Consider the following 23,129-nt stretch of genomic DNA (forward strand, 5'->3'; position numbering starts at 1 on the left):
CGTTGTCATCTTCATGAGCCCGGGACCGCCCGGTTCACGGGCCGGGAGCCACCCGGCCCCCGCCACGTACCACATCCCGAGGGAGCCATCCGTGCCGCGCATGCTCGACGTCAGCGACGAGGTACGTGCCGAGATCGGCGACGAAGAAGCCGACCGGCTGCTCGCCGGAGAGAACGCCCCCGGCAGTTACGACTGCACGTCCTGCCGCACCCCGGGCGACTCCGAACAGGAGCGCACCAGCACCGTCCTGTTCATCGGGGACGAGACCGCCGTCCTCGCCTTCGCCCATGCCACCTGCCTGCCCTCGCAGGTCGTCCAGGTCACCGAGGAGCAGTTGCAGGGCGCCGTGAAGTCCATCACCGGCGACTCGGTCGACCTGGAGCCCGACAAGGCCACTCCGGAGCAGGCCGTGCTCGGCGTGACCAGCGGACTGGTCCTGATCGCCGGGGAACTGCACCCCGCCCTGGTCGTCGAGCCGACCGCGCCCGTCGTGCGCCCCGGGGCGACCGGCGCCGGGGACGACTTCCTGCCGCTGCTCATCGAGCAGGGGTTCATGCCGGTGACGGAGCTGGCCGATGTGCCGCCGGTGCTGCACGGCTGGTCCGTGCTGCTGGCCATGGGGCAGCTGCACGCGGTTCTGCAGCCGGGCACGAACGGGGGGCAGCCGGTCGCCTGGTGGCAGGCGCATCAGCCGCTGCTGGTGACCGACGGGTGGCGGGCCGCCGCGAACAAGCACCAGCAGGTGCTGATGTTCGCGGCGCCGGTGGGGTCCATCGGGCGCCAGCCCCGGGAGGACCTGCTGCGGGAGGCGCTGGACAAGGCCGCGGCGAACGGGAAGTTGGTCGCCGCGGCGATGCCTCTCGCCGGGACGTGAGCGCGCCCGCGGGGCCTCGCCCGTGCCCCCGATGAGCAGGCGATCCTCCACCACGGCCGCATCTCTTCGAGCGCGGGGTCGTTTGGACATACGTGCATGCATACGACGTTCCCCGCCTTCAGGGCGGCCCCTCGCCCACGCCGATCTACGACACGCTCTACGCCGAGTACGTCAAGTCCTTCCGCTCGCTGCCGGGTGACCGCAGCGGCGAGGAGGAGCTGGGGTTCATCGCGTTCAGGAACATCCCCCGGAGTACGGGCTCGTACGGCGGCCACCGTCCGGGTTCGTTCAGCAGCTCGTACAGCGCCTACAGCGCGGGTGCCCACAGCGCTCGCCATGGCGGCGGTCAGCAGCCGCAGTGGCAACGCGTCGGGCACATCGGCCCGCAAGGCGCAGGGGTGCACCACGTCCCGGCCGCGCTGCCGCCGGCGCGCAGAGGCTGAACACAGCGGAAGGGCGGCCCCGACCGGGCCGCCCTTCCGCTGTGTCGGCTACTTCTTCTTGCCTCCGCGCTTCTCCCGCACTCGCACGGAGATGTGGATCGGCGTGCCCTCGAAGCCGAACTCCTCGCGCAGCCGGCGCTCGATGAAGCGGCGGTAGCCCGCCTCGATGAAGCCGGAGGCGAAGAGCACGAACCGCGGGGGCCTGGTGCCGGCCTGGGTGCCGAACAGGATGCGGGGCTGCTTGCCGCCCCGGATCGGGTGGGGATGGGCGGCGACCAGCTCGCCGAGGAAGGCGTTCAGACGGCCGGTCGGGACCCGGGTCTCCCAGCCCGCGAGGGCCGTCTCGATCGCCGGGACCAGCTTCTCCATGTGCCGCCCGGTACGGGCCGAGACGTTGACGCGCGGCGCCCAGGACACCTGGCCGAGCTCGGTCTCGATCTCCCGCTCCAGGTAGTAGCGGCGCTCCTCGTCGAGGGTGTCCCACTTGTTGTAGGCGATCACCAGCGCGCGGCCCGCCTCCACCGCCATGGTGACGATGCGCTGGTCCTGTACCGAGATGCTCTCGGAGGCGTCGATCAGGACGACGGCGACCTCGGCCTTCTCGACGGCGGCCGCGGTGCGCAGCGAGGCGTAGTAGTCGGCGCCCTGCTGGAGGTGGACGCGCTTGCGGATGCCCGCCGTGTCGACGAACTTCCAGGTCACGCCGCCCAGTTCGATGAGCTCGTCGACGGGGTCGCGGGTCGTGCCGGCCAGTTCGTTGACGACGACGCGCTCCTCACCGGCCACCTTGTTCAGCAGGGAGGACTTGCCGACGTTCGGCCGGCCGATGAGAGCGATGCGGCGCGGACCGCCGATGCCGGCCCCGCCGAAGGTCTCGCGCGGCGCCTCCGGCAGCACCTCCAGGACGGCGTCCAGCATGTCGCCGGTGCCACGGCCGTGCAGGGCCGAGACCGGGTACGGCTCGCCGAGCCCCAGCGACCACAGATACGCGGCGTCGGCCTCACCGCTGGGACCGTCGACCTTGTTGGCGCACAGCACCACGGGCTTGCCGGCCTTGCGCAGCAGTCGTACGACGGCTTCGTCGGTGTCGGTCGCCCCCACCTTGGCGTCGACGACGAACACGACGGCGTCGGCGGCCTCGATCGCGTACTCGGCCTGGGCGGCCACGGAGGCGTCGATGCCGAGGACGTCCTGCTCCCAGCCGCCGGTGTCGACGACCTTGAAGCGGCGGCCGGCCCACTCGGCCTCGTAGGTCACGCGGTCGCGGGTGACGCCGGGCTTGTCCTCGACGACGGCCTCGCGCCGCCCGATGATCCGGTTGACGAGAGTCGACTTGCCGACATTGGGCCGGCCGACGACGGCGAGGACGGGCAACGGCCCGTGCCCGGCCGCCTCGATGGCCCCCTCGACGTCCTCTGGATCGAAGCCCTCTTCCGCGGCGAGCTCCATGAACTCCGCGTACTCGGCGTCGCCAAGCTCTCCGTGGTCGTGCTCTTCGAGCGAGCCCTCGGAGTGGTTGTGGTCGTTCATGAAGTCCGTACCTCGTCGTTCATCGTGGTGATCGGTGGATCAGCCGGTTTCTCCGGTTTGATCCACTACTCAGTGTCGCCTAGCGGCCGGTCAGCCGCCTGGCGTTTTCCAGGTGCGCGGTGAGCTGCTTCTGGATGCGCTCGGTCGCCTCGTCCAGCGCCTTGCGGGTACGCCGTCCGCTGCCGTCGCCCGCCTCGAAGGGGTCGCCGAAGACGACGTCGACCCGGCTGCGCAGCGGAGGCAGCCCCTTTATCAACCGCCCCCGCTTCTCGGAACTTCCCAGCACCGCGACCGGGACGATCGGTGCCCCGCTGCGCACGGCGAAGTAGGCGAGCCCGGCGCGCAGCGACGCGAAGTCGCCCTCGCCACGGGAGCCCTCGGGGAAGATCCCGAGGACACCGCCGTTGGACAGCACATCGAGCGCCCGCGTGATCGCCGTACGGTCCGTGGTGTCACGGTCCACCTTCAGCTGGCCGATCCCGGTGAGGAACGGATCCAGCAGCCCGACGAACGCCTCCTTCTTGATCAGGAAGTGCGTCGGCCGGGGTGCGACGCCCATGACCATCGGGCCGTCGATGTTGTGGGAGTGATTGACCGCGAAGATCACCGGTCCGGTGGCGGGCACCTTCCACGCACCCAGCACCCGTGGCCTCCACAGCCCGTACATCAGGCCGACGCCGATGCGCCGCCCGACCTCGGCTCCCCGCGCCGAAGGCAGCTCGCTCACTTCCCGGCCCGCTTCTCCTCGACGAGGGTGACGACGCACTCGATGACCTGCGGCAGGGTGAGCTCGGTGGTGTCCACCTCGACCGCGTCATCCGCCTTGGCGAGCGGCGAGGTCTTACGGCTGGAGTCGGCCGCGTCGCGCTTGATCAGCGCCTCGCGGGTCGCGTTGACGTCGGCGCCCTTCAGCTCGCCGCTGCGGCGGGCGGCGCGGGCCTCCGGCGAGGCGGTGAGGAAGATCTTCAGGTCGGCGTCGGGCAGCACGGTCGTCCCGATGTCCCGGCCCTCGACGACCATGCCGACCTCCGCGGAGGCCGCCAGGGAGCGCTGCAGCTCGGTGATCCGCGCACGGACCTCCGGTACGGCACTCACCGCGCTGACCTTGGAGGTGACCTCCTGGGTGCGGATGGGGCCGGACACGTCGGTGCCGTCGACGTTGATCGTCGGGTTGCCCGGGTCGGTGCCGGAGACGATCTCGGGCTTGCCGGCCACGGCGGCGATCGCGGACGGGTCCTCGATGTCGATGCCGTTGGTCACCATCCACCAGGTGATGGCCCGGTACTGGGCGCCGGTGTCGAGGTAGCTCAGCCCGAGCTGCGCGGCGACGGCCTTCGACGTGCTCGACTTGCCCGTGCCGGAGGGGCCGTCGATGGCGACAATCACGGGCTTGGCGGCACCGTTTTCCACGGGGGGACACCTTCCTGGTGCGGTGTGGCGGGAGTGGCGGGGCGCGAACGTGCCCCGCACAAGGTTACTGGGTACGCGTCACTCGTCCGGCCGCGCACTGACGAGGCCCGTTCAGGGCCGAAGCGGGGGTCTGGGGGCCGCAGGCCCCCAGGGGCCGGGGTCGAAGGGGCGGAGCCCCTGGAGGACGGGAAGGGTAGGGGCGGCGGGGGCGCGAAAACCCGCTACTGCCGAATCGCCCAGCCCCGCTCCCGCAACGCCGCCGACAGCACCGGGGCCGCCTTCGGCTCCACCATCAACTGCACCAGACCCGCCTGCTGCCCCGTCGCATGCTCGATCCGCACGTCCTCGATGTTGACCCCGGCCCGCCCCGCATCCGCGAAGATCCGGGCCAGCTGCCCCGGCTGGTCGTCGATCAGCACCGCCACGACCTCGTACACCCGAGGAGCGGCCCCGTGCTTACCGGGCACCCGCACCTGCCCCGCGTTCCCCCGCCGCAGCACGTCCTCGATACCGGACGTGCCCTCCAGCCGCTTGGCCTCGTCGGCGGACTGCAGCGCGCGCAGCGCCCGTACCGTCTCCTCCATGTCGGCGGCGACGTCCGTGAGCAGGTCGGCGACGGGCCCCGGGTTCGCGGAGAGGATGTCGATCCACATCCGGGGGTCCGAGGCGGCGATCCGGGTCACGTCGCGGATGCCCTGACCGCACAGCCGTACGGACGCCTCGTCGGCGTTCTCCAGCCGCGCGGCGACCATGCTGGACACCAGCTGGGGCATGTGGGACACCAGGGCGACCGCGCGGTCGTGGGCGTCGGCGTCCATCACCACCGGCACGGCACGGCAGTGCGAGACCAGCTCCAGGGCGAGGTTCAGCACCTCGGTGTCGGTGTCCCGGGTCGGCGTCAGCACCCAGGGCCGGCCCTCGAAGAGGTCGCCGGTCGCGGCCAGCGGGCCGGACTTCTCACGGCCCGCCATGGGATGCGTACCGATGTACGCGGACAGATCCAGCCCCAGCGCCTCCAGCTCCCGCCGCGGCCCGCCCTTGACGCTGGCCACGTCGAGGTAGCCGCGGGCCACGCCCCGCCGCATGGCGTCGGCGAGCACCCCGGCCACGTGCGCGGGCGGGGCGGCGACGATCGCGAGGTCCACGGGCCCCTCGGGCGCCTCGTCCGTGCCGGCGCCGAGCGCGGCGGCCGTACGGGCCTGCTCGGGGTCGTGGTCGGCGAGATGGACGACGACACCGCGCTGGGACAGGGCGAGGGCGGCGGACGTACCGATGAGGCCGGTGCCGATGACGAGTGCGGTTCTCACTGGGCGATGTCCTTGCGCAGGGCGGCCGCGGCGCCGAGGTAGACGTGCGCGATGTCGGCACGGGACTTGTCGGACTCGATGTGGGCGAGGACACGCACGACCCGGGGCATGGCGCCCTCGATGTCCAGTTCCTGGGCGCAGATCAGCGGGACGTCGACGATGCCGAGCTTGCGGGCGGCGGCCGCCGGGAAGTCGCTGTGCAGATCGGGCGTGGCCGTGAACCAGATGCTGATCAGGTCGTCCGCGGTCAGGCCGTTGCGCTCCAGGATCGCGCTGAGCAGGGCACCGACCTGCTCGTCCATGTGGCCGGCCTCGTCCCGCTCCAGTTGGACGGCCCCCCGGACCGCTCGTACCGCCACGGCGCTGCTCCTTGCTGACGTACGGATCGCTCTTCGCGTGTCCAGCCTAGTCAGCCCGGGTGCGGCAGGCGTATGTCGCCCGCCCGCTGAGACGGCGGGCGGGTACCGCCCCCGCGACTGCTGCCGGGTGCCGCCCCACCGCAGCCCCCACCCCCCGCGAACGCCTCCGTGCGCCTCTGGACGCCGGGGCACGGGTCGGCTCTCATGGGCGGGGAAGCCCGCCTCGGGGGAGGCCACATGAAGCGTCCCGGACCCTTGCTCAACCTGCTCGCGGGACTGTTGGTCGGCGCGTTCATGCTGTCGCTCAACACGACGGCGGGGACGAGGAGCACCTCCTCCTCGGCCGCTCAGCCGGCCGACACCACGAGGGAGTCACCGGCGGCAACGGCCGCACCGGCCCCCACCCAGGCGACTTCGTCACCGTCCCCGTCACCGTCGAAGATCCCGGTTCCCGATGCCAGGTACACCGGCCGCACCGACGACGACACCTCTGCCGTCGCCCTCACCCTGCGCGACGGCAGGGCGCTCGCGTACTTCTGCGACGGCCGCGCCAAGGAGTCGTGGCTCAGGGGTCCGGTGGACGACGACGGGACCATGCGGCTCACCGGCAAGGACGGCTCCGTACTGAACGGCGCCCTCAAGGACGGCAGGCGGATCCGCGGCACGGTCGACATCGGCGGCGGGCACCACGCGTTCACCGCCGACCAGGCGGAGAAGCCGGCGGGCCCGTACCGGGCCACCGCCACCGTGCGCGACGCGAGGGTCGACGGCGGCTGGATCGTGCTGCCGGGCGGCTGGCAGGTCGGCGTCCTCACCCGCGACGGCGAGCCCGCGCCCGCCCCGCGGATCGACCCGGAGACCGGCGCGGTGACGGTCGACGGACAGCGGCTCACGGCCCGTCCCGCCGCCCCCTGACCCCCTCCTCGATCCCTCTCCTGCTGGGAGTCGATCATGACCGTCGACCCGAACGCCGCCACCCAGGGCTTCGCGTCCCCGCCGCCCGGCCACCGCCGCCCGCACCCCGCGCGCTATCTGGTCCCCGCGCTGGTCGCCGGGGCGGTCGCGGTGGCCCTGGGGGTGTACGGCAAGGTCCACGACCCGGCCGGGACGGCCTTCAACCTCGCCGGGTTCAGCAGCTCGGGCGCGGTGAAGTCCTGGCTGGCGACGGTGGCGGTGTTCTTCGCGCTGGTCCAGCTGGTCTCGGCGCTGATGCTGTACGGCAGGCTGCCGGGGCCGGCCTGGTCGTCCGTGCTGCACCGCTGGTCGGGTCGCGCGGCGTTCCTGGTCTCGGTCCCCGTGGCGGTGCACTGCCTGTACGCGCTGGGCTACCAGACATACGAAACGCGCGTTTTCTGGCACTCTCTCCTGGGTTGCTTCTTCTTCGGTGCTTTCAGTGCAAAGATGCTGTTGCTCCGCTCGGAGCGACTTCCCGGCTGGCTGCTGCCGATCGTCGGCGGGCTGGTCCTCACCGCTCTCACGATCATCTGGCTGACCTCCGCCCTCTGGTTCTTCCGCACCTTCGGAGTGACGACATGACCCACCGTCCGACGCGGCGCACGATCCTCATCGCGACGGGCGCGGCGGCGCTCGTCGCGGGCTGCGGCGAGTACGACGACAACGGCGACACGTCCTCGGACACCACCCCCGGCGAGGACGCCTCCCCCGGCCGGCAGCTGGCCACCACGGGCGAGATCCCGGTGGGCGGCGGCAAGATCTTCAGGGACGAGGAGGTGGTGGTGACCCAGCCGAAGGACGGCGAGTTCAAGGCCTTCTCCGCCATCTGCACCCATCAGCGGTGCACGGTCGCCACGGTCGCCGACGGCACGATCAACTGCACGTGCCACGGCAGCAAGTTCAACATCGGGGACGGTTCGGTGGCCAACCCGCCGGCGACGAGGCCGCTGCCCGAGAAGAAGATCACCGTGGCCGGGAATTCGATCCGCCTGGCGTGATCCGCCGCGTACGCTCCGGGGCATGCATCCCGAGACCCTGGTACGCGACCACACGATCTACGCCTGTGTGATGGGCTCGCGCGCCTTCGGTCTCAGGACAGACGGCAGCGACACCGACCGCCGGGGCGTGTTCCTCGCTCCCACTCCCCTGTTCTGGCGCTTCGACAAGCCCCCGACGCACGTCGACGGCCCGCTGCCGGAGCAGTTCAGCTGGGAACTGGAGCGCTTCTGCGAGCTGGCCCTGCGCGCCAACCCGAACATCCTGGAGTGCCTCCACTCCCCGCTCGTGGAGTACGTCGACGACACGGGCCGCGAGCTCCTCGCCCTGCGCGAGGCCTTCCTGTCCCGCCAGGCCCATGAGACGTTCACGCGCTACGTGCTGGGCCAGCGCAAGAAGCTGGAAGCCGACATACGCGTGCACGGCGCCCCGCGCTGGAAACACGCGATGCACCTGCTCCGCCTCCTGGCGAGCGCCCGCGACCTGCTGCGCACCGGCCGCCTGACGATCGACGTGGGCGACCGGCGAGAGCCACTGCTGGCGGTCAAGCGCGGTGAGGTCCCGTGGACGCAGGTCGAGTCCCGGATGGTCCGTCTGGCGAGGGAGGCGGAGGAGGCCGCCCACCGCAGCCCGCTCCCGGCCGAGCCGGACCGTCGCCGCGTGGAGGACTTCCTGATCCGCGCCCGCCGTGCGTCAGCCCTCCAGCCGGGTCCGTACGACGAAGGCGTGCAGGGCGTCGTAGGCGCTCGGAGCGTCGGGCAGCGCTGAAGCGGCCTGCGCCTCGTCCAGCACTTCGTGCAGCCGCTCGACGTCGGCCTGCACGCGCGCGTGGTCGACGTCGGCGGCTCCGTGCTCCTGCTCCGCCTTGGCCGCGATCAGCTCCGGCAGACAGGCGGGGGCGTCGACCTCCCCGATCAGCGTGGGCAGATGTGCCTGCACCTCACCGCTGCGCATCAGATGGACGCCGGTGAGCAGCGCACGGAAGGTGTAGAGCAGCGGCTTGAGCTCGCCGGTCTTCTCGAACAGCCGCCACTGGGTGGTCGCGAACCCGCGGTAGTGATGGGCGTGGTGGCTGGTGAGGACGCCCGGCGCCAGCTCGGCCAGCTCCCGGTGGGCGTCCGTGGTGTGCACGACGAGCGGCGAGAGCAGTTGTTCCAGCACATAGCCGTTGCGGCGCAGCATCAGCCGTACGAACTTGCGCAGGTCGTGCGTGACCAGGTCCATCTCGACGCCGTCCCGGTCCCACATCCGCGACCGCGTCTCGTCCGGCTCCCGCAGCCCGACGAGGTCGGCGGCCGGCAGCAGGTGCACACCACGCAGGTCCACGTCGGAGTCCCGCGACGGGAAGCCGTACAGGTGCGCGCCGGAGACGGTCGCGAACAGCACCGGGTCGGGCTGTTCGGCGACGACGGGCGTGAGGTCGATGTCCAGGGCGTCGATCATCCGTCAAGCGTCCCAGAGCGCTCCGAGGGTCAGCAGATCACCCCGGTACTCGATCCGGTCCGCCCACTCGGTCGGCCAGGCGTCGGCCCCCAGCCAGGCGCCCGCGAACGCGCCCGCCAGGCACGCGATCGAGTCCGAGTCACCGGCGGTGCAGGCGGCCCGGCGCAGGGCCGTCAGCGGCTCGTCCACGAACCACAGGAAGCACAGCAGAGCGGTGGCCAGGGCCTCTTCGGCGATCCAGCCATCGCCGGTGGCCAGGCACGGGTCGGTCTCGGGCGAGACGGCGCGCACGGCCTCCTGGAGGCGGTCCAGGACCCCCAGGCACTCGTCCCAGCCGCGCGCGATGAAGTGCTCGGGCGTGGGGTCCTGGCTGCGGGTCCACAGGTCGCCGAGCCAGCGGTCGTGGTAGCGGGTGCGGTTGGCGTGGGCGTACGCGCGCAGGAGGTCGACCAGTCCGGCCGGCTCGACGCCCTGCGCGAGGAGGCGTACGGCGTGGGCGGTCAGGTCGGACGCGGCGAGTGCCGTGGGATGCCCGTGGGTGAGGGCGGACTGCAACTGGGCGGCGCCCGCGCGCTGTTCGTCGCTCAGGCCGGGGACGAGCCCGATCGGCGCCACGCGCATGTTGGCTCCGCAGCCCTTGGAGCCGATCTGGCTGGCGTCCTGCCACGACCGGCCCTCGTCCTTGAGCAGATTGCAGGCGACCAGGCACGTCCGGCCGGGGGCGCGGTTGTTCTCCGGTGACTGGTACCAGTCCACGAACTCCTCCCGCACCGGCCGCTCAAGCCGCTTGGGCGCGAGCAGCCCCCGGTCCATGGCCGTCCGCAGCCCCTTCCCCAGCGCCAGCGTCATCTGTGTGTCGTCGGTGACGATCGCCGGCGTCGGCAGCTCCATCTCGCGCCACGGCCCGCACTTGGCGACGATCGACGGCACGTCGTTGAACTCGGTCGGGAAGCCGAGCGCGTCCCCGAGCGCGAGGCCGAGCAGGGAGCCGGTGGCGGCGCGCTTGCGAACGGTGGTCGTGGTCATGCGGGACGTCCTTCCGAGGTCGGCCGGAGCAGGGGCGGACGGAGGGTGGTGGCGGCGCCCGCGCGGTACAGCGTGGCCGGTTTGCCGCGCCCGCCGGTGAGCCGGGCGGCGCCGGGCACGGGTTCGACGAAGCCGGGTGTGGCGAGGACCTTGCGGCGGAAGTTGGGCCGGTCGAGGGCGGTGCCCCACACCGTCTCGTAGACCTGTTGCAGCTCGCCGAGCGTGAACTCGGGCGGGCAGAAGGCGGTGGCGAGACAGGTGTGCTCGAGCTGGGCGCCGACGCGTTCATGAGCGTCGGCCAGGATGCGGTCGTGGTCGAAGGCGAGCGGCCCCGCGGTGTCGTACGGCACCCAGCGCGCCTGCGCGGCGTCGCTGCCGCCGTGCGGTTCGGGCGGATGGGGCAGCAGCGCGGTGAAGGCTACCGTCACGACCCGCATCCGGGGGTCGCGGTCGGGCTCGCTGTAGGTCCGCAGCTGCTCCAGGTGCAGCCCGGAGACGTCCGACAGGCCGGTCTCCTCGGCGAGTTCACGCCGGGCCGCCGTCTCCGCCGACTCGTCCGGCTGGACGAAGCCGCCGGGCAGCGCCCAGTGCCCCTGGTACGGCTCCTGCCCGCGCTCCACGAGCAGGACGTGCAGGACGCCGTCGAGGATCGTGAGGACGGCGAGGTCGGCGGTGACGGCGAATGGTTCGTGGGCGTACTTGTCGTACTCCATGCGAACCCACCCCCTTAATAGTCAGTACGACTATAAAGAGGGTGGGGGTGCTGCCGCAACCCCTGTCAGCCGGGCAAGGAGCCACGCCGCCCGAGGAAGGCCAGCAGCCGCGCCTCGGCGCCGGCCCCCACCGGCACGGCGACCGGCGCCCCGAACCGAACCCCCCGGTCCGCCTCCCCGACCACACACCGCGCGATGGGCAGCAGCTCGGCCGCGAGCGCCTCGGGGATGGGTCTCGGCCGCCCGCAGGCCTGGGCGACGTCCCATCCGTGCACGGCGATCTCCACCGCCCCCACGGCGGCCATCACCCGCACATCCAGCGGCCGTTCACCCACCAGCGCCGACTCCGGCGTCCCGGCCGCCCAGGCGCCGAGGACCGCGCACGCGCGCCTACGGAAGCCGCAGGCGCGGTCGGCGCGCGGGAACAGCCCGGTCCGCCCGCCGGTCAGGCCCTCGTACAAGGCGTCCAGCGAATCGTCGAGATGCCCGAGCAGTTCCCCCAGGTCCCACTCGGCACACGGCGTGCCGCACCCCAGACCCCCGGCCTCCACCCCGGCGACGGTGCCCAGCGCATAGCCGAGCGACCGTTCCAGCAGCTCCCCGCAGTCCGGGCCCGTGCTCGTCCTCATCCCCGCTCCCTCCGTCACCGAATACAGACCGGCGGCAAGACGAAAACACATCGGCCGGTCCCGGGACACCCCGGAACCGGCCTGCACGCGCGCGCGTGGGACTTTGGGACTACAGATCGACTTCCTTCATCAGCATGCCGACCTCGGTGTTCGACAGCCGTCGCAGCCAGCCCGACTTCTGGTCGCCGAGGGTGATCGGCCCGAAGGCGGTGCGCACCAGCTTGTCGACGGGGAAGCCGGCCTCCGCAAGCATGCGGCGCACGATGTGCTTGCGGCCCTCGTGCAGGGTGACCTCGACCAGGTAGTTCTTGCCGGTCTGCTCGACGACCCGGAAGTGGTCCGCGCGCGCGTAGCCGTCCTCCAGCTGGATGCCGTCCTTGAGCTTCTTGCCCAGGTCACGCGGGATCGGGCCGACGATGGCCGCGAGGTAGGTCTTCTTCACGCCGTACTTGGGGTGGGTGAGGCGGTGGGCCAGCTCGCCGTGGTTGGTGAGCAGGATGATGCCCTCGGTCTCGGTGTCGAGCCGGCCGACGTGGAAGAGCCGGGTCTCGCGGTTGGTGACGTAGTCACCGAGGCACTGACGGCCCTCGGGGTCCTCCATCGTCGAGACCACACCGGCGGGCTTGTTGAGCGCGAAGAACTGGTACGACTGCGTGGCGACCGTCAGCCCGTCGACCTTGATCTCGTCCTTCTCGGGGTCCACCCGCAGGCCCTGCTCGGTGACGATCTCGCCGTTGACCTCGACCCGCGCCTCGTCGATCAGCTCCTCGCAGGCGCGCCGGGAGCCGTAGCCGGCCCGGGCGAGCACCTTCTGCAGCCGCTCGCCCTCCTGCTCGGCGCCCGGGAAGGTCTTGGGCAGCTTGATGTCCTTCTTGCCGGCGTACCGCTCACGGTTGCGCTCCTCGGCCCGCGCCTCGTACTCACGCGAGCGCGCGGGGGCCGTACGGCCGCGACCGCCGCCCTGCTGGGACTGCTTGGGGGCGCCCTTGGCCCCGCCGCGCGCGGAGGCGCCGCGACCGGACTTCGGGCCGTCCTTCGTCGCCCCGGGGCCCACGTCGTAGCGGCGCTCCTCGGGACGGGGCTTGCGCGGACGGCCGCCCTGGCCGCCCTGCTTCTGGTCCCTGTTGTTGCCGGCACCGCGGTAGTTACCGCGCCCGCCACTCTTGCCGCTGCCGCTGCTTCGCATCAAAGTTCCGTCTGGTCGTCTACGTCGTCGGTACCCCGGGCGACCGGGGTGTCCGGACCGTCATCGGGAGCGTCCGGGTCGAACGACGGCACCCCTTCCTGGGTCTCGGCCTCGATCGCCTCCGCCTCCGGGAGGAAGGGCGCGAGCTCCGGGAGCTCGTCCAGGCCGCGCAGGCCCATCCGCTCCAGGAAGTAGTTCGTCGTCCTGTACAGGATCGCACCTGTTTCGGGTTCCGTGCCCGCCTCCTCGACCAGCCCGCGCTGGAGAAGGGTGCGCATCACGCCGTCGCAGTTCACTCCGCGTACGGCCGAGACGCGGCTGCGGCTGACCGGCTGGCGGTAGGCGACGACGGCGAGCGTCTCCAGGGCGGCCTGGGTGAGCCGGGCCGTCTGGCCGTCCAGGACCAGGCGCTCGACGGCGGCCGCGTACTCGGGCCGGGTGTAGAAGCGCCAGCCGCCCGCGACGAAGCGCAGCTCGAAGCCGCGCCCCTGCACGGCGTACTCGTCGGCCAGCTCCCGCAGAGCGTCGGCGACCTGCCGTCGGGGCCGCTCCAGGATCTTCGCGAGATGCTCCTCGGTCGCGGGCTCGTCCACGACCATGAGCATCGCCTCCAGGGCGGGCCTGAGGTCGAGGTCGGCGACGGTGCGCAGCCCGGCCGGCAGCTCGGTGGTGTCCTCACTCACGCCTTCTTCTCCTCCTTGGGCGGCTCGGGCGGCCGGTCGAACTCGTCGGTCACCCTGGGCGTCTCGTCCCCGTCCCCACCGGTCCACCGCACGATGAGCTCCCCGAGAGCGGCCTCCTGGTCGAGAGCCACGGCTTTCTCCCGGTACAGCTCCAGCAGGGCGAGGAAGCGGGCCACGACGGTGAGGGTGTCGTCGGTGTCCTCGACGAGGGCCCGGAAGCTGGCCTCACCGAGCTCCTTGAGCCGCGCGACGACGATCCCGGCCTGCTCCTGCACGCTCACCAGCGGCGCGTGGATGTGGTCGACGTACACCTGCGGCTTGGGCTTGGGCTGCATCGCCTTGACCGCGAGCCTGGCGAATCCTTCCGCCCCGATGCTGATGACCACCTCGGGCAGCAGCTCGGCGTGGTGCGGCTCCAGCCCGACGGTACGGGGGTAGCGCCGGGCCTCGTCGTCGAGCCGCCGGCTGAAGATGTCGGCGACCTGCTTGTACGCCCGGTACTGCAGCAGCCGCGCGAACAGCAGGTCCCGGGCTTCGAGGAGGGCCAGGTCGGCCTCGTCCTCGACCTCGGCGGCGGGCAGCAGCCGGGCCGCCTTGAGGTCGAGCAGGGTGGCCGCGACGACGAGGAACTCGGTCGTCTCGTCGAGGTCCCAGTTGGGCCCCATCGCCCGGATGTGCGCCATGAACTCGTCGGTCACCTTGGACAGCGCGACTTCGGTGACGTCGAGCTTGTGCTTGGAGATCAGCTGGAGGAGGAGATCGAAGGGGCCCTCGAAGTTGGAGAGGCGAACCTTGAAGACACCGTCTGCGGATTCCTCGGCGGCGACGGGCTCGGTGCCGGCGGAGACCTCGGGCACCGCCTCGGGCTCGACGACCTGAGGTTCCGTTTCCTGCTCGCCGACCGGAGGTTCGGGTTCCGGGACGGCGATCTCCGGTTCGGGTTCCGGGACGGCGATCTCCGGCTCCACCGGCTCCGGAACCGCCGCGGGAACCGGCTCGACCGGCGCAGCCACTCGCGCGGCGCCCGGCCCCCGTCCCAGCGCGCGCCGGCGACCGCCGGAGGCACCGGCGCCGGGGGCGGGAACGTCGTTCGAGGTCATAGCCCCCGCAGGCTACCGCTACCGCCCGCGGAGCCGTCGTACCAGGATGCTGGCGTCCCCTCGGGTCTCCAGATCGGCGAGGACCACGGCCACCGCCTCGCGGACGATCCGCCCACGGTCGACGGCCAGCCCGTGCTCACCGCGGAGCACGAGACGCGCGTGCTCCAGATCCATGAGTTCCTCGGCGGAGACATACACGGTGATCTTCTCGTCGTGCCGTTCCCGGCCACTGGGGCGGCGCGTGGCCGTCCGCCCGCGCTTGCGCGGGGCGGCTGCGGAAGGGGCGGCACCGGACGCGGCCGATCCGCCGGAGGCACTGGCGGACGCCCCGGCAGAACCTTCCTGCGCCCCCTGACGGCGCGCGGAACGCTCCGTGGCGGCGGCCCGGCTGCGGGACTCCCCGGCCTCGGCCTGCTCGGCGTCGATCGCCACGTGCTCCGCGCCGTCACCGTCACCGCCCTGCACGGGCACCGACTGCGGCGCGTCCTCGGCGGCGGCGTTGTCGCTCTCCCCCGCGGGAGCCGGCACCCGGGCCTCGCCGTTGGCCGGGCGCCGGGGAGTGGACGGCTGGAGCGCCATACCCCCTGTCGTACGGAACAGTTCGTCGGCCCCCGGCAGACTCACTCGGCGTGACACCGGGCGAGCACCTCCCTGGCGAGCTGGCGGTAGGCGGCGGCACCGACGGAGTTGGAGGCGTAGGTGGTGATCGGCTCACCGGCGACCGTGGTCTCCGGGAAGCGGACCGTGCGCCCGATGACCGTGTGGTAGACGTGGTCGTCGAACGCCTCGACGACACGCGCGAGCACCTCACGGCTGTGCACGGTGCGCGAGTCGTACATCGTGGCGAGGATCCCGTCGAGCTCCAGCTCCGGGTTCAGCCGCTCCTGGACCTTCTCGATGGTCTCCGTCAGCAGCGCGACACCTCGCAGGGCGAAGAACTCGCACTCCAGGGGCACGATCACCTTGTGTGCGGCCGTCAGCGCGTTCACCGTGAGCAGACCCAGCGAGGGCTGACAGTCGATCACGATGAAGTCGTAGTCGGGCAGCAGCGGCTTCAGGGCGCGCTGGAGCGTGGACTCGCGCGCGACCTCGGAGACCAGCTGGACCTCGGCGGCCGACAGGTCGATGTTGCTCGGCAGCAGGTCCATGTTGGGGACCGCCGTCTTTAGGAGCACCTCGTCGGCCGACATGCCCCGCTCCATGAGCAGGTTGTAGACCGTGAGGTCGAGCTCCATCGGGTTCACGCCGAGGCCGACCGACAGCGCGCCCTGCGGGTCGAAGTCGACGAGCAGGACCCGGCGTCCGTACTCCGCGAGCGCGGCACCCAGGTTGATGGTCGACGTCGTCTTGCCGACGCCGCCCTTCTGGTTGCACATCGCGATGATCTTCGCGGGACCGTGGTCGGTCAGCGGACCCGGGATCGGGAAGTACGGCAGCGGGCGCCCGGTCGGGCCGATGCGCTCGCGGCGCTGGCGGGCAGCGTCGGGCGCGAGCGTGGCCGCGTACTCGGGGTCGGGCTCGTACTCCGCGTCCGGGTCGTAGAAGTGCCCTTCGGGCAGTTCGTCGTAGTCGGCGAAGTGGTTGTGGGGCGCGCCACTTCCGTCGCCGGCCATGGCGTTCACGTGATGGCCATCCATGCTCTGGTTTGCTGACAGAGCCGTGTGGGGGCTGGTCTGGCTCTGGTGGGCTGCGAAGGTTCGGACAGCGACGGAGCCGACAGCCTCGAATCCCGCGGGACCCTGGCCCCGTACAGGCATTCCTGGTTGACCACCCCCGGGAGAAAATGTCGACTCATTCACAAGTCGTCTTACCTCCTTGGTGACCAGGAAACTTCTAGACAGGTCAGCGTGGCACCATGCCGACGGTTGGCGACTCTATGGCGTGTCGGCGGTCCGCAGCAACACAATCCGCCGGACCGGGCAGATGTGTCGACAATGAAACATCGCGCTGTCAAGGGCGTACGACCGTCGCACAGCAGGTTTCACGGGTGTACGAATCGCCCGAAGGGTTGCGTTCGAGGCGAGTTGACCGAGAGTCGCAAAGTGACCATACACACATCCAGCCGGACCTTTTTGAGCAAGGTCCGGCCGGGTGCGTACGGTTGACGACGCGTGTTGACGTATCGCCTTTACCAGAAAGTGACTTAGTCGAACGGCTCAGCCGAGCAGCGACTCGAGCTCCACGTGCTCCAGGCCGTGCGCCTCCGCGACCTCCCGGTAAACGACCTTGCCGTCATGCGTGTTGAGGCCCTTGGCCAGCGCGGGATCGCGGCGCAGCGCGTCCACCCAGCCATGGTTGGCCAGTTCGACGATGTACGGCAGCGTGGCGTTGGTCAGCGCGTAGGTGGAGGTGTTGGGCACCGCGCCGGGCATGTTGGCGACGCAGTAGAAGACCGAGTTGTGGACCTGGAAGGTCGGCTCGGCGTGCGTCGTCGGCCGGGAGTCCTCGAAGCAGCCGCCCTGGTCGATCGCGATGTCGACAAGGACACTTCCGGGCTTCATCCGGGAGACCAGCTCGTTGGTGACCAGCTTCGGCGCCTTGGCACCCGGGATGAGCACGGCGCCGATGACGAGGTCGGCCTCCAGGCAGGCCTTCTCCAGCTCGAAGGCGTTGGAGACGACGGTCTGGATCTTCGTACCGAAGATCTTGTCGGCCTCCTTGAGCTTGTTGATGTCCTTGTCGAGCAGGGTCACGTGGAAGCCCATGCCGATGGCGATCTGCGCGGCGTTCCAGCCGGAGACACCACCGCCGATGACGACGGCCTTGCCGGCCGGCACGCCCGGGACACCGCCGGGCAGCACACCGCGGCCGCCGCCCGCGCGCATCAGGTGGTAGGCGCCGACCTGCGGGGCGAGGCGGCCGGCGACCTCGGACATCGGGGCGAGCAGCGGCAGGGCCCGGGAGGGCAGCTCGACCGTCTCGTAGGCGATCGCGGTGGTGCCGGACTCGATGAGGGCGTCCGTGCACTCCTTGGAGGCGGCCAGGTGCAGGTAGGTGAAGAGCGTCTGGTCCTTGCGGAGGCGGTGGTACTCCTCGGCGATGGGCTCCTTGACCTTCAGCAGCAGGTCGGCGGTGGCCCACACCTCGTCGGCGGTGGGCAGGATCTGGGCGCCCGCGGCGACGTACTCGCTGTCCGGGATCGACGAGCCGACTCCGGCGCCCTGCTCGATGACGACCTGGTGGCCGTGGCGCACCAGCTCGTGCACACCGGCGGGGGTGATAGCCACCCGGAACTCGTTGTTCTTGACCTCGCGGGGGATGCCGACCTTCACGTCGATCACGGTCCTTGGCTCAGAGGGTGTAGGGCATTGCTAGACATACCCGGTCATGCACGGGCACACCGGTAGACACCGCAGGAGAAGGTGCGGCAGAGCCAGTCTAATGAAGGTGTTCCCGCTGTCTAGCCTTTCATTGCATCAATCTTCAGCGGATGTACTACGGATTTCGCAGGCGTTAGCGTCGTGTTCCGGCTCGAAAGCGTCTTGCTCGGGCGCCGGCCCGGCCGCATCGGGGCCCTGAACCTCCTCCCCCAGCATCCGCTCGGCGGCCCCCCGGTGCAGTTGCGCCGCCGCGGGATCACCGAGGTGCTCCAGCGTGTCGGCCAGCCGCAGATACAGCGCCCCCTGCAGCCGGGTGTCCTCGGCACGGCGCGCCAGCTCGACCGCCTCCTGGCAGGTGCGCAGCGACTCCTCGGGCCGCCCGGCGTACTCCTGGACCCGCGCCAGCTCGCTCAACGCCCGTGCGTGTCCGGCGACATCGCCGAGCTTGCGGTACCCGGCGACCGCGGCCCGCCAGTTCCTGAGCGCCTCGCCGTACGCGCCCGCATAGGTGTGAGCGGTGGCGATACGGCCGTACAGCCGGGCGGCGTCCGCGCGCTCGTCCCGGGCTAGCCGCTGGGCGAGGGCGCGGCCGAACCAGTCGGTGGCCCGGTCGTAGTCCCCGAGCTCCAGGTGGGCACCGCCTACGGATTCCATCGCCCGGCCGGTCGCGTACGGGTCGTTTCCCTCCCGCCCGGCGTCCAGTGCCGCCCGATAGCGCGCCAGGGCGGCCTTCGTGCGCCCCGTCCGGGCGTCGACGTCGCCGAGGTTCAGCAGCGCCGCGGCCTTCTCGCGGTGCAGGTTCCGGCGCTCGGCCACGTCGAGGACCAGACCGTGGATGTCGTACAGGTCACCGGCCGCCGCCTGGGTACCGACGTGCACGACCATCGCCCGGACCAGCTGGGACATCAGCCGCCGGGCGAGGGTGTCCAGCTCCCCGTCCGCCACCGCGGCACGGGCCGAGGCCAGCAGGGCGGGCCGGCGGATGCTCAGCCAGTCGGCCGCCGCCCGGGGGTTCGGGAAGCGCAGGGCCTGAGGCATATCGAGGAGCTTTTGACGGGTCTCGGGACTGTCGGTCTCGGTGATCGCCCGGCAGGACTGCAGCAGCCGTACGGTCCGCTCCAGCATGCGGGCCCGGGCGAGCTGCAGCTCGGCGGGGCGGTCCTGGGTCTCGGTGCGGGCCTTGAGGTGGGCGTGCAGACAGCCGGGGACCACGTACTGCGGCAGCGGCGAGTCGACGGCGTGCAGCATGCCCAGGGCGACGAAGTTGTCCAGGGTGGTGCGGGCACTGTCGACCGAGGAGCCGGCGAGAGCGGAGGCGGTGTGCGGATCGACGAGGCCGCCCGGGGCGAGGGAGAGCAGTCGCAGCATCCGGGCGGCGGGGACGGACAGGGACGCGTAGGCGAGCCGGAAGACGCGGTCGAGCGGCGTGCCCTCGTCCCCCTCCGCGCGCAGCTGCTTGGCCAGGTCGGAGACGGCCGCCTTGGGGCGGGCGGCGAGCCAGCCGCCCGCCAGCATCAGCGCCGCGGGCTGGCCCTGGCACACCTCGACGAGGCCCTCGGCGGAACGCGGGTCGACGGTGATGCGGACCGAGCCGGCGTACCGGGACAGCAGCTCCACCGCCGACTTGGTGTCGAGGCCGCCGAGCGTGCAGGGCCGTACGTCCGAGATCCCGGTCAGCGGTCCGCCGGAGACGGCCACGACCAGGCACTCCGGGGTGTCCGGCAGCAGCGCGTCGACCTGCTCGGCCTCGGCCGCGTCGTCCAGCAGGAGCAGCACCCGGCGGTCGGCCAGGGCCTTGCGCAGGGCCGCGGTGAGATCGTCCGCGGCGGCGCCCGGCGGGGTCGGCCGGTCCAGGGCAGTGAGCAGTTCACGGGCGGTGCGCTCGACGGGGACGGGGGTGCCGTCGGGCTCGCTCAGACGGGCGCGCAGCACACCGTCGGCGTAACGGTCCGCCACCTGTCGCGCCAGTTCCTCGGCGAGCGCGGTGCGGCCCGAGCCGGGACGGCCCGCGATGAGCAGCACGCGCGCGCGTGGCGACTTGCGGCCGGAGAGAGTGTCGAGGCCGGCGCGCGCGATGTCGGCGCGCAGCTCCTTCAACTCGCGGGTACGGCCCAGGAATTGGTTCCCCTCGGAAGCCTGTGCCGACACCTGCACGCCGCCTGTGTCCACCACCTGATCCGTCACGGGCACACTCCCGTCCCACCACACGCGCAAGCCCGCCGGGACTTCGGCCAGGGCGTTCTCAGAGCCTAGTTCACGCTCTGCGACGTTCCGGCCGGAGCACGGCGGGCACGGCGGGGACATCCCTCGATCGGATCAACAGATCGTAGGACTGACACCTCTGAACGAGGCCGAGAGCGGGGAAGCCGCTTGTCGCGGGCACCCATGTGACGACGGCACCCATGTGTCGCGCCCCCCGCGCGGAGCGCCTACGCCTCGAAGGGCCGCGCCGGCCAGGGTGCCTCCGCCGGCCGCAGCGCGTCGAGCCCGTCCCCGGCGCGCGCGGCGACCAGCGAGAGGACGCCGACGACCAGGCAGTTGTTGTGCAGCTCGCCGGCGAGCACACCCCGGACGAGCTCCTGGAGCGGCACCCGGGCCAGCTCCATGTCGGCCTCCTCGTGCTCGACCTCGAAGTGCTCGCCCTCGGCTTCGGACAGGCCACGGGCGAGGAAGACCCGTACGGACTCGTCGCAGCCGCCGGGAGTCGTGTACACGTCCGTCAGCACCCGCCAGTCCTCGGCCTTGACGTGCGCCTCCTCGTACAGCTCGCGCTGGGCGGCGGTCAGCGGGTTCTCGCCGGGGATGTCGAGCAGGCCGGCCGGGATCTCCCACAGCTTGTGGCGCACGGGGTGGCGGTACTGGTGGATGACCAGGACGCGGTCGGCGTCGTCGAGGGCGAGCACGGCCACGGAACCCGGGTGGACCTGGTAGTCGCGGCGGACCACGGATCCGTCGGGCATGACCACGTCGTCCACGCGGACGGAGGTCTTGTTGCCCACGAAGGGGGTGTCCGTCGCCCGGATCTCCCACTCCTCAGGGGTGTCCTTGATCGTCATGCCCTGCCCTTCCACGTGCACAAAGAGAACCGGGGTGCGCCCCTTTGAAGGTTTGCACCCCGGCCACCGTACAACTCTTGTGTCAGTTCGAATTCTTGCCCGCGCCCTCGCCCCGCTGGCGCTCGACGGCGGCCTTCACCAGGCCGGCGAAGAGCGGGTGCGGACGCGTCGGACGGGAGCGCAGCTCGGGGTGGGCCTGCGTGGCCACCAGGTAGGGGTGGACCTCGCGCGGGTACTCCACGTACTCCACGAGCTTGCCGTCGGGCGAGGTGCCGGAGAACAGGATGCCGGCCTTCTTCTCCAGCTCCGCCCGGTAGGCGTTGTTCACCTCGTACCGGTGACGGTGCCGCTCCTCGACGTACTCCTTGCCGTCGTACACCTCGCGCGCGATCGAGCCCTCGGCCAGCTTGGCCGGGTACATGCCGAGGCGCATCGTGCCGCCCATGTCGCCCTCACCGGCGACGATGTCGAGCTGTTCGGCCATGGTCGAGATGACCGGGTGGGCGGTGGCCGGGTCGAACTCGGTGGAGTTCGCGTCGCCGATGCCGGCGAGGTTGCGGGCCGCCTCGATCACGATGCACTGCAGGCCCAGGCACAGGCCCAGCAGCGGGATCTTGTTCTCGCGGGCGTACTTGATCGCGCCGACCTTGCCCAGCACACCGCGGTCGCCGAAGCCGCCCGGGATGCAGATGCCGTCCACGTCGGCGAGCTGCTGCTTGGCGCCGGCCGGGGTCTTGCAGTCGTCGGAGGTGACCCACTTGATCTTCACTCGGGCCCTGTTGGCGAAGCCGCCCGCGCGCAGCGCCTCGGTCACCGACAGGTAGGCGTCGGGCAGGTCGATGTACTTGCCGACCAGCGCGAGGGTGATCTCGTGGTCCGGGTTGTGGACGCGGTCGAGCAGGTCGTCCCAGGTCGTCCAGTCCACATCGCGGAACGGCAGGTCCAGCTTGCGGACGACATAGGCGTCCAGGCCCTCGCCGTGCACCGTCTTCGGGATGTCGTAGATCGAGCGGGCGTCGGGGCAGGCGACCACGGCCGCCTCGTCGACGTCGCACATCAGCGAGATCTTCCGCTTGATCGCGGTCGGTACCTCGCGGTCGCAGCGCAGCACGATGGCATCTGGCTGAATACCGATGTTGCGCAGCGCCGCAACCGAGTGCTGGGTCGGCTTCGTCTTCAGCTCTCCCGAGGGGCCGATGTACGGCAGGAGCGAGATGTGCACCACAAAGACGTTGTCCCGGCCGACCTCGTGACGGACCTGGCGGACGGTCTCCAGGAACGGCAGCGACTCGATGTCGCCGACCGTGCCGCCGACCTCCGTGATCACGACGTCCACCTCGTCCGTCGCCATCCGGCGGATGCGGTGCTTGATCTCGTTGGTGATGTGCGGGATGACCTGCACGGTGTCGCCCAGGTACTCGCCGCGCCGCTCCTTGGCGATCACCGTCGAGTACACCTGGCCGGTGGTGACGTTCGCGGAGCCGTCCAGGTCGCGGTCGAGGAAACGCTCGTAGTGGCCGATGTCCAGGTCGGTCTCGGCGCCGTCATTGGTGACGAACACCTCACCGTGCTGGAAGGGGTTCATCGTGCCAGGGTCGACATTGAGGTACGGGTCCAGCTTCTGCATGACGACGCGCAGGCCCCGCGCCTTGAGCAGCATGCCGAGGCTGGAGGCCGTCAGGCCCTTGCCGAGCGAGGAGGCGACACCCCCGGTGACGAAGATGTGCTTGGTCGTCGTGGCTGTGCTGTTTCGAAAAGCAGCGGGCGGCATGGCCAAGAGGGGGCTCCCGTGGTCGCGGTCTGGGGTGCGGTGCGGCTGTCTGACCGGAGAGTTCTCCGGGGTCGCCGTCGCTGCGGTTCCGGGGTTTGTCTCCCACCGGTCCACGGGCTACCAGGGTATCAGCGACGGGGACCGATGGCTTCCGGCCACGCTCCGCACACGTCTCGCCACGAAGGTGCACAGGTGTTTCGGTTTCTCACCCGTTGCTCACCCGTTCGGCCGACCCGGGTTGCCCGGAGCGGCACGCAGATCATCTACGTGCGTCGTATCCTGCTCGGACATTCGCTGCCGAGCCCGGCCGGCAAACACGGCACCACCCC

24 protein-coding genes are annotated in these 23,129 nt (G+C 71.2%); 6 read left to right on the forward strand and 18 right to left on the reverse strand.

All coding sequences use genetic code 11. The features are described 5' to 3' along the window. Positions 1-91: 91 nt before the first annotated feature. Entirely contained in the window at positions 92-874 is a 783-nt protein-coding gene (locus tag AQI70_RS27980; RefSeq protein WP_062154862.1) for a hypothetical protein, read from the forward strand. A 92-nt stretch (positions 875-966) separates the two neighbouring features. Continuing rightward, positions 967-1,317 carry a hypothetical protein gene (locus AQI70_RS27985; protein ID WP_004002379.1) on the forward strand — a complete coding sequence of 117 codons (351 nt, stop codon included), beginning with the start codon at positions 967-969 and terminating at the stop codon, positions 1,315-1,317. A 48-nt stretch (positions 1,318-1,365) separates the two neighbouring features. Here AQI70_RS27985 and der read toward each other — a convergent pair whose 3' ends face one another. The 5 genes from der to aroH form a co-directional block, all read right to left on the reverse strand. After that, positions 1,366-2,847, reverse strand: coding sequence for a ribosome biogenesis GTPase Der (gene der / locus AQI70_RS27990; protein ID WP_062154864.1), 1,482 nt, complete (start codon positions 2,845-2,847; stop codon positions 1,366-1,368). A 79-nt stretch (positions 2,848-2,926) separates the two neighbouring features. After that, a complete protein-coding gene (locus AQI70_RS27995; RefSeq protein ID WP_062154865.1) occupies positions 2,927-3,574 on the reverse strand; it encodes a lysophospholipid acyltransferase family protein in 648 nt (215 codons plus the stop codon). Continuing rightward, positions 3,571-4,257, reverse strand: coding sequence for a (d)CMP kinase (gene cmk / locus AQI70_RS28000; RefSeq protein ID WP_062154867.1), 687 nt, complete (start codon positions 4,255-4,257; stop codon positions 3,571-3,573). The genes AQI70_RS27995 and cmk overlap by 4 nt, the downstream gene beginning before the upstream one ends. Positions 4,258-4,478: 221 nt before the next feature. After that, positions 4,479-5,564 carry a prephenate dehydrogenase gene (locus AQI70_RS28005; protein WP_062154869.1) on the reverse strand — a complete coding sequence of 362 codons (1,086 nt, stop codon included), beginning with the start codon at positions 5,562-5,564 and terminating at the stop codon, positions 4,479-4,481. Next, positions 5,561-5,923, reverse strand: a complete 363-nt coding sequence (aroH, locus tag AQI70_RS28010; protein ID WP_062154871.1) for a chorismate mutase — start codon at positions 5,921-5,923, stop codon at positions 5,561-5,563. The genes AQI70_RS28005 and aroH overlap by 4 nt, the downstream gene beginning before the upstream one ends. 237 nt (positions 5,924-6,160) lie before the next feature. Here aroH and AQI70_RS28015 point away from each other — a divergent pair, with 237 nt between their 5' ends. The 4 genes from AQI70_RS28015 to AQI70_RS28030 are packed head-to-tail and all read left to right on the forward strand — an operon-like array spanning position 6,161 to position 8,641. Then, entirely contained in the window at positions 6,161-6,838 is a 678-nt protein-coding gene (locus AQI70_RS28015; protein WP_062154873.1) for a hypothetical protein, read from the forward strand. 36 nt (positions 6,839-6,874) lie between these two features. Beyond that, on the forward strand, positions 6,875-7,459 hold the full coding sequence (locus AQI70_RS28020) for a DUF6529 family protein (protein ID WP_062154875.1): 585 nt from the start codon (positions 6,875-6,877) through the stop codon (positions 7,457-7,459). Then, entirely contained in the window at positions 7,456-7,875 is a 420-nt protein-coding gene (locus AQI70_RS28025; RefSeq protein WP_062154876.1) for a Rieske (2Fe-2S) protein, read from the forward strand. The genes AQI70_RS28020 and AQI70_RS28025 overlap by 4 nt, the downstream gene beginning before the upstream one ends. Positions 7,876-7,897: 22 nt before the next feature. Next, positions 7,898-8,641, forward strand: coding sequence for a nucleotidyltransferase domain-containing protein (locus AQI70_RS28030; RefSeq protein WP_062154877.1), 744 nt, complete (start codon positions 7,898-7,900; stop codon positions 8,639-8,641). Here AQI70_RS28030 and AQI70_RS28035 read toward each other — a convergent pair. The 13 genes from AQI70_RS28035 to AQI70_RS28095 form a co-directional block, all read right to left on the reverse strand. Then, a complete protein-coding gene (locus AQI70_RS28035) occupies positions 8,567-9,316 on the reverse strand; it encodes a nucleotidyltransferase domain-containing protein (RefSeq protein WP_062154878.1) in 750 nt (249 codons plus the stop codon). The two genes, AQI70_RS28030 and AQI70_RS28035, sit on opposite strands and share 75 nt — an antisense overlap. Before the next feature lie 3 nt (positions 9,317-9,319). After that, positions 9,320-10,342 (reverse strand): ADP-ribosylglycohydrolase family protein, encoded by a 1,023-nt coding sequence (locus tag AQI70_RS28040; protein ID WP_062154879.1) that lies wholly within the window; start codon positions 10,340-10,342, stop codon positions 9,320-9,322. Then, positions 10,339-11,055, reverse strand: coding sequence for an NUDIX hydrolase (locus AQI70_RS28045; protein WP_062154880.1), 717 nt, complete (start codon positions 11,053-11,055; stop codon positions 10,339-10,341). The genes AQI70_RS28040 and AQI70_RS28045 overlap by 4 nt, the downstream gene beginning before the upstream one ends. A 65-nt stretch (positions 11,056-11,120) precedes the next feature. Then, entirely contained in the window at positions 11,121-11,684 is a 564-nt protein-coding gene (locus AQI70_RS28050) for a TIGR03086 family metal-binding protein (RefSeq protein ID WP_062154973.1), read from the reverse strand. Positions 11,685-11,793: 109 nt separating this feature from the next. Next, a complete protein-coding gene (locus tag AQI70_RS28055) occupies positions 11,794-12,870 on the reverse strand; it encodes a pseudouridine synthase (protein WP_062154882.1) in 1,077 nt (358 codons plus the stop codon). After that, positions 12,870-13,553, reverse strand: a complete 684-nt coding sequence (scpB, locus tag AQI70_RS28060; protein WP_062154885.1) for an SMC-Scp complex subunit ScpB — start codon at positions 13,551-13,553, stop codon at positions 12,870-12,872. Before scpB ends, AQI70_RS28055 begins: the two co-directional genes overlap by 1 nt. Beyond that, the gene (locus AQI70_RS28065) at positions 13,550-14,653 is read right to left on the reverse strand and encodes a segregation and condensation protein A (RefSeq protein ID WP_062154887.1); all 1,104 of its coding nucleotides are present in this window, start codon (positions 14,651-14,653) and stop codon (positions 13,550-13,552) included. The genes scpB and AQI70_RS28065 overlap by 4 nt, the downstream gene beginning before the upstream one ends. 18 nt (positions 14,654-14,671) lie before the next feature. Further along, complete coding sequence (locus AQI70_RS28070) at positions 14,672-15,289, reverse strand: hypothetical protein (RefSeq protein WP_079051510.1); 618 nt, start codon at positions 15,287-15,289, stop codon at positions 14,672-14,674. After that, the gene (locus AQI70_RS28075; RefSeq protein ID WP_078504310.1) at positions 15,274-16,410 is read right to left on the reverse strand and encodes a ParA family protein; all 1,137 of its coding nucleotides are present in this window, start codon (positions 16,408-16,410) and stop codon (positions 15,274-15,276) included. The genes AQI70_RS28070 and AQI70_RS28075 overlap by 16 nt, the downstream gene beginning before the upstream one ends. Before the next feature lie 399 nt (positions 16,411-16,809). Next, positions 16,810-17,934 (reverse strand): alanine dehydrogenase, encoded by a 1,125-nt coding sequence (ald, locus tag AQI70_RS28080; protein WP_062154892.1) that lies wholly within the window; start codon positions 17,932-17,934, stop codon positions 16,810-16,812. Between the two features lie 135 nt (positions 17,935-18,069). Beyond that, complete coding sequence (locus tag AQI70_RS28085; RefSeq protein ID WP_062154894.1) at positions 18,070-20,157, reverse strand: tetratricopeptide repeat protein; 2,088 nt, start codon at positions 20,155-20,157, stop codon at positions 18,070-18,072. 245 nt (positions 20,158-20,402) lie between these two features. After that, a complete protein-coding gene (locus AQI70_RS28090; RefSeq protein ID WP_062154896.1) occupies positions 20,403-21,029 on the reverse strand; it encodes an NUDIX domain-containing protein in 627 nt (208 codons plus the stop codon). An 82-nt stretch (positions 21,030-21,111) separates the two neighbouring features. Then, complete coding sequence (locus tag AQI70_RS28095) at positions 21,112-22,800, reverse strand: CTP synthase (protein WP_062154898.1); 1,689 nt, start codon at positions 22,798-22,800, stop codon at positions 21,112-21,114. Between the last annotated feature and the right edge of the window lie 329 nt (positions 22,801-23,129).

The organism is Streptomyces curacoi (genome assembly GCF_001513975.1).
Classification (GTDB): Bacteria; Actinomycetota; Actinomycetes; order Streptomycetales; family Streptomycetaceae; genus Streptomyces; species Streptomyces curacoi.

Coding starts and splice junctions, on each gene's coding strand:
- der (WP_062154864.1), bottom strand. CDS start 2,847: ATGAACGACCACAACCACTCCGAGGGCTCGCTCGAAGAGCACGACCAC.
- AQI70_RS28075 (WP_078504310.1), bottom strand. CDS start 16,410: ATGCCTGTACGGGGCCAGGGTCCCGCGGGATTCGAGGCTGTCGGCTCC.
- AQI70_RS28045 (WP_062154880.1), bottom strand. CDS start 11,055: ATGGAGTACGACAAGTACGCCCACGAACCATTCGCCGTCACCGCCGAC.
- AQI70_RS28020 (WP_062154875.1), top strand. CDS start 6,875: ATGACCGTCGACCCGAACGCCGCCACCCAGGGCTTCGCGTCCCCGCCG.
- AQI70_RS28015 (WP_062154873.1), top strand. CDS start 6,161: ATGAAGCGTCCCGGACCCTTGCTCAACCTGCTCGCGGGACTGTTGGTC.
- AQI70_RS28095 (WP_062154898.1), bottom strand. CDS start 22,800: ATGCCGCCCGCTGCTTTTCGAAACAGCACAGCCACGACGACCAAGCAC.
- AQI70_RS28035 (WP_062154878.1), bottom strand. CDS start 9,316: ATGATCGACGCCCTGGACATCGACCTCACGCCCGTCGTCGCCGAACAG.
- AQI70_RS28090 (WP_062154896.1), bottom strand. CDS start 21,029: ATGACGATCAAGGACACCCCTGAGGAGTGGGAGATCCGGGCGACGGAC.
- AQI70_RS28025 (WP_062154876.1), top strand. CDS start 7,456: ATGACCCACCGTCCGACGCGGCGCACGATCCTCATCGCGACGGGCGCG.
- AQI70_RS28055 (WP_062154882.1), bottom strand. CDS start 12,870: ATGCGAAGCAGCGGCAGCGGCAAGAGTGGCGGGCGCGGTAACTACCGC.
- AQI70_RS28040 (WP_062154879.1), bottom strand. CDS start 10,342: ATGACCACGACCACCGTTCGCAAGCGCGCCGCCACCGGCTCCCTGCTC.
- AQI70_RS28030 (WP_062154877.1), top strand. CDS start 7,898: ATGCATCCCGAGACCCTGGTACGCGACCACACGATCTACGCCTGTGTG.
- AQI70_RS28050 (WP_062154973.1), bottom strand. CDS start 11,684: ATGAGGACGAGCACGGGCCCGGACTGCGGGGAGCTGCTGGAACGGTCG.
- AQI70_RS28065 (WP_062154887.1), bottom strand. CDS start 14,653: ATGACCTCGAACGACGTTCCCGCCCCCGGCGCCGGTGCCTCCGGCGGT.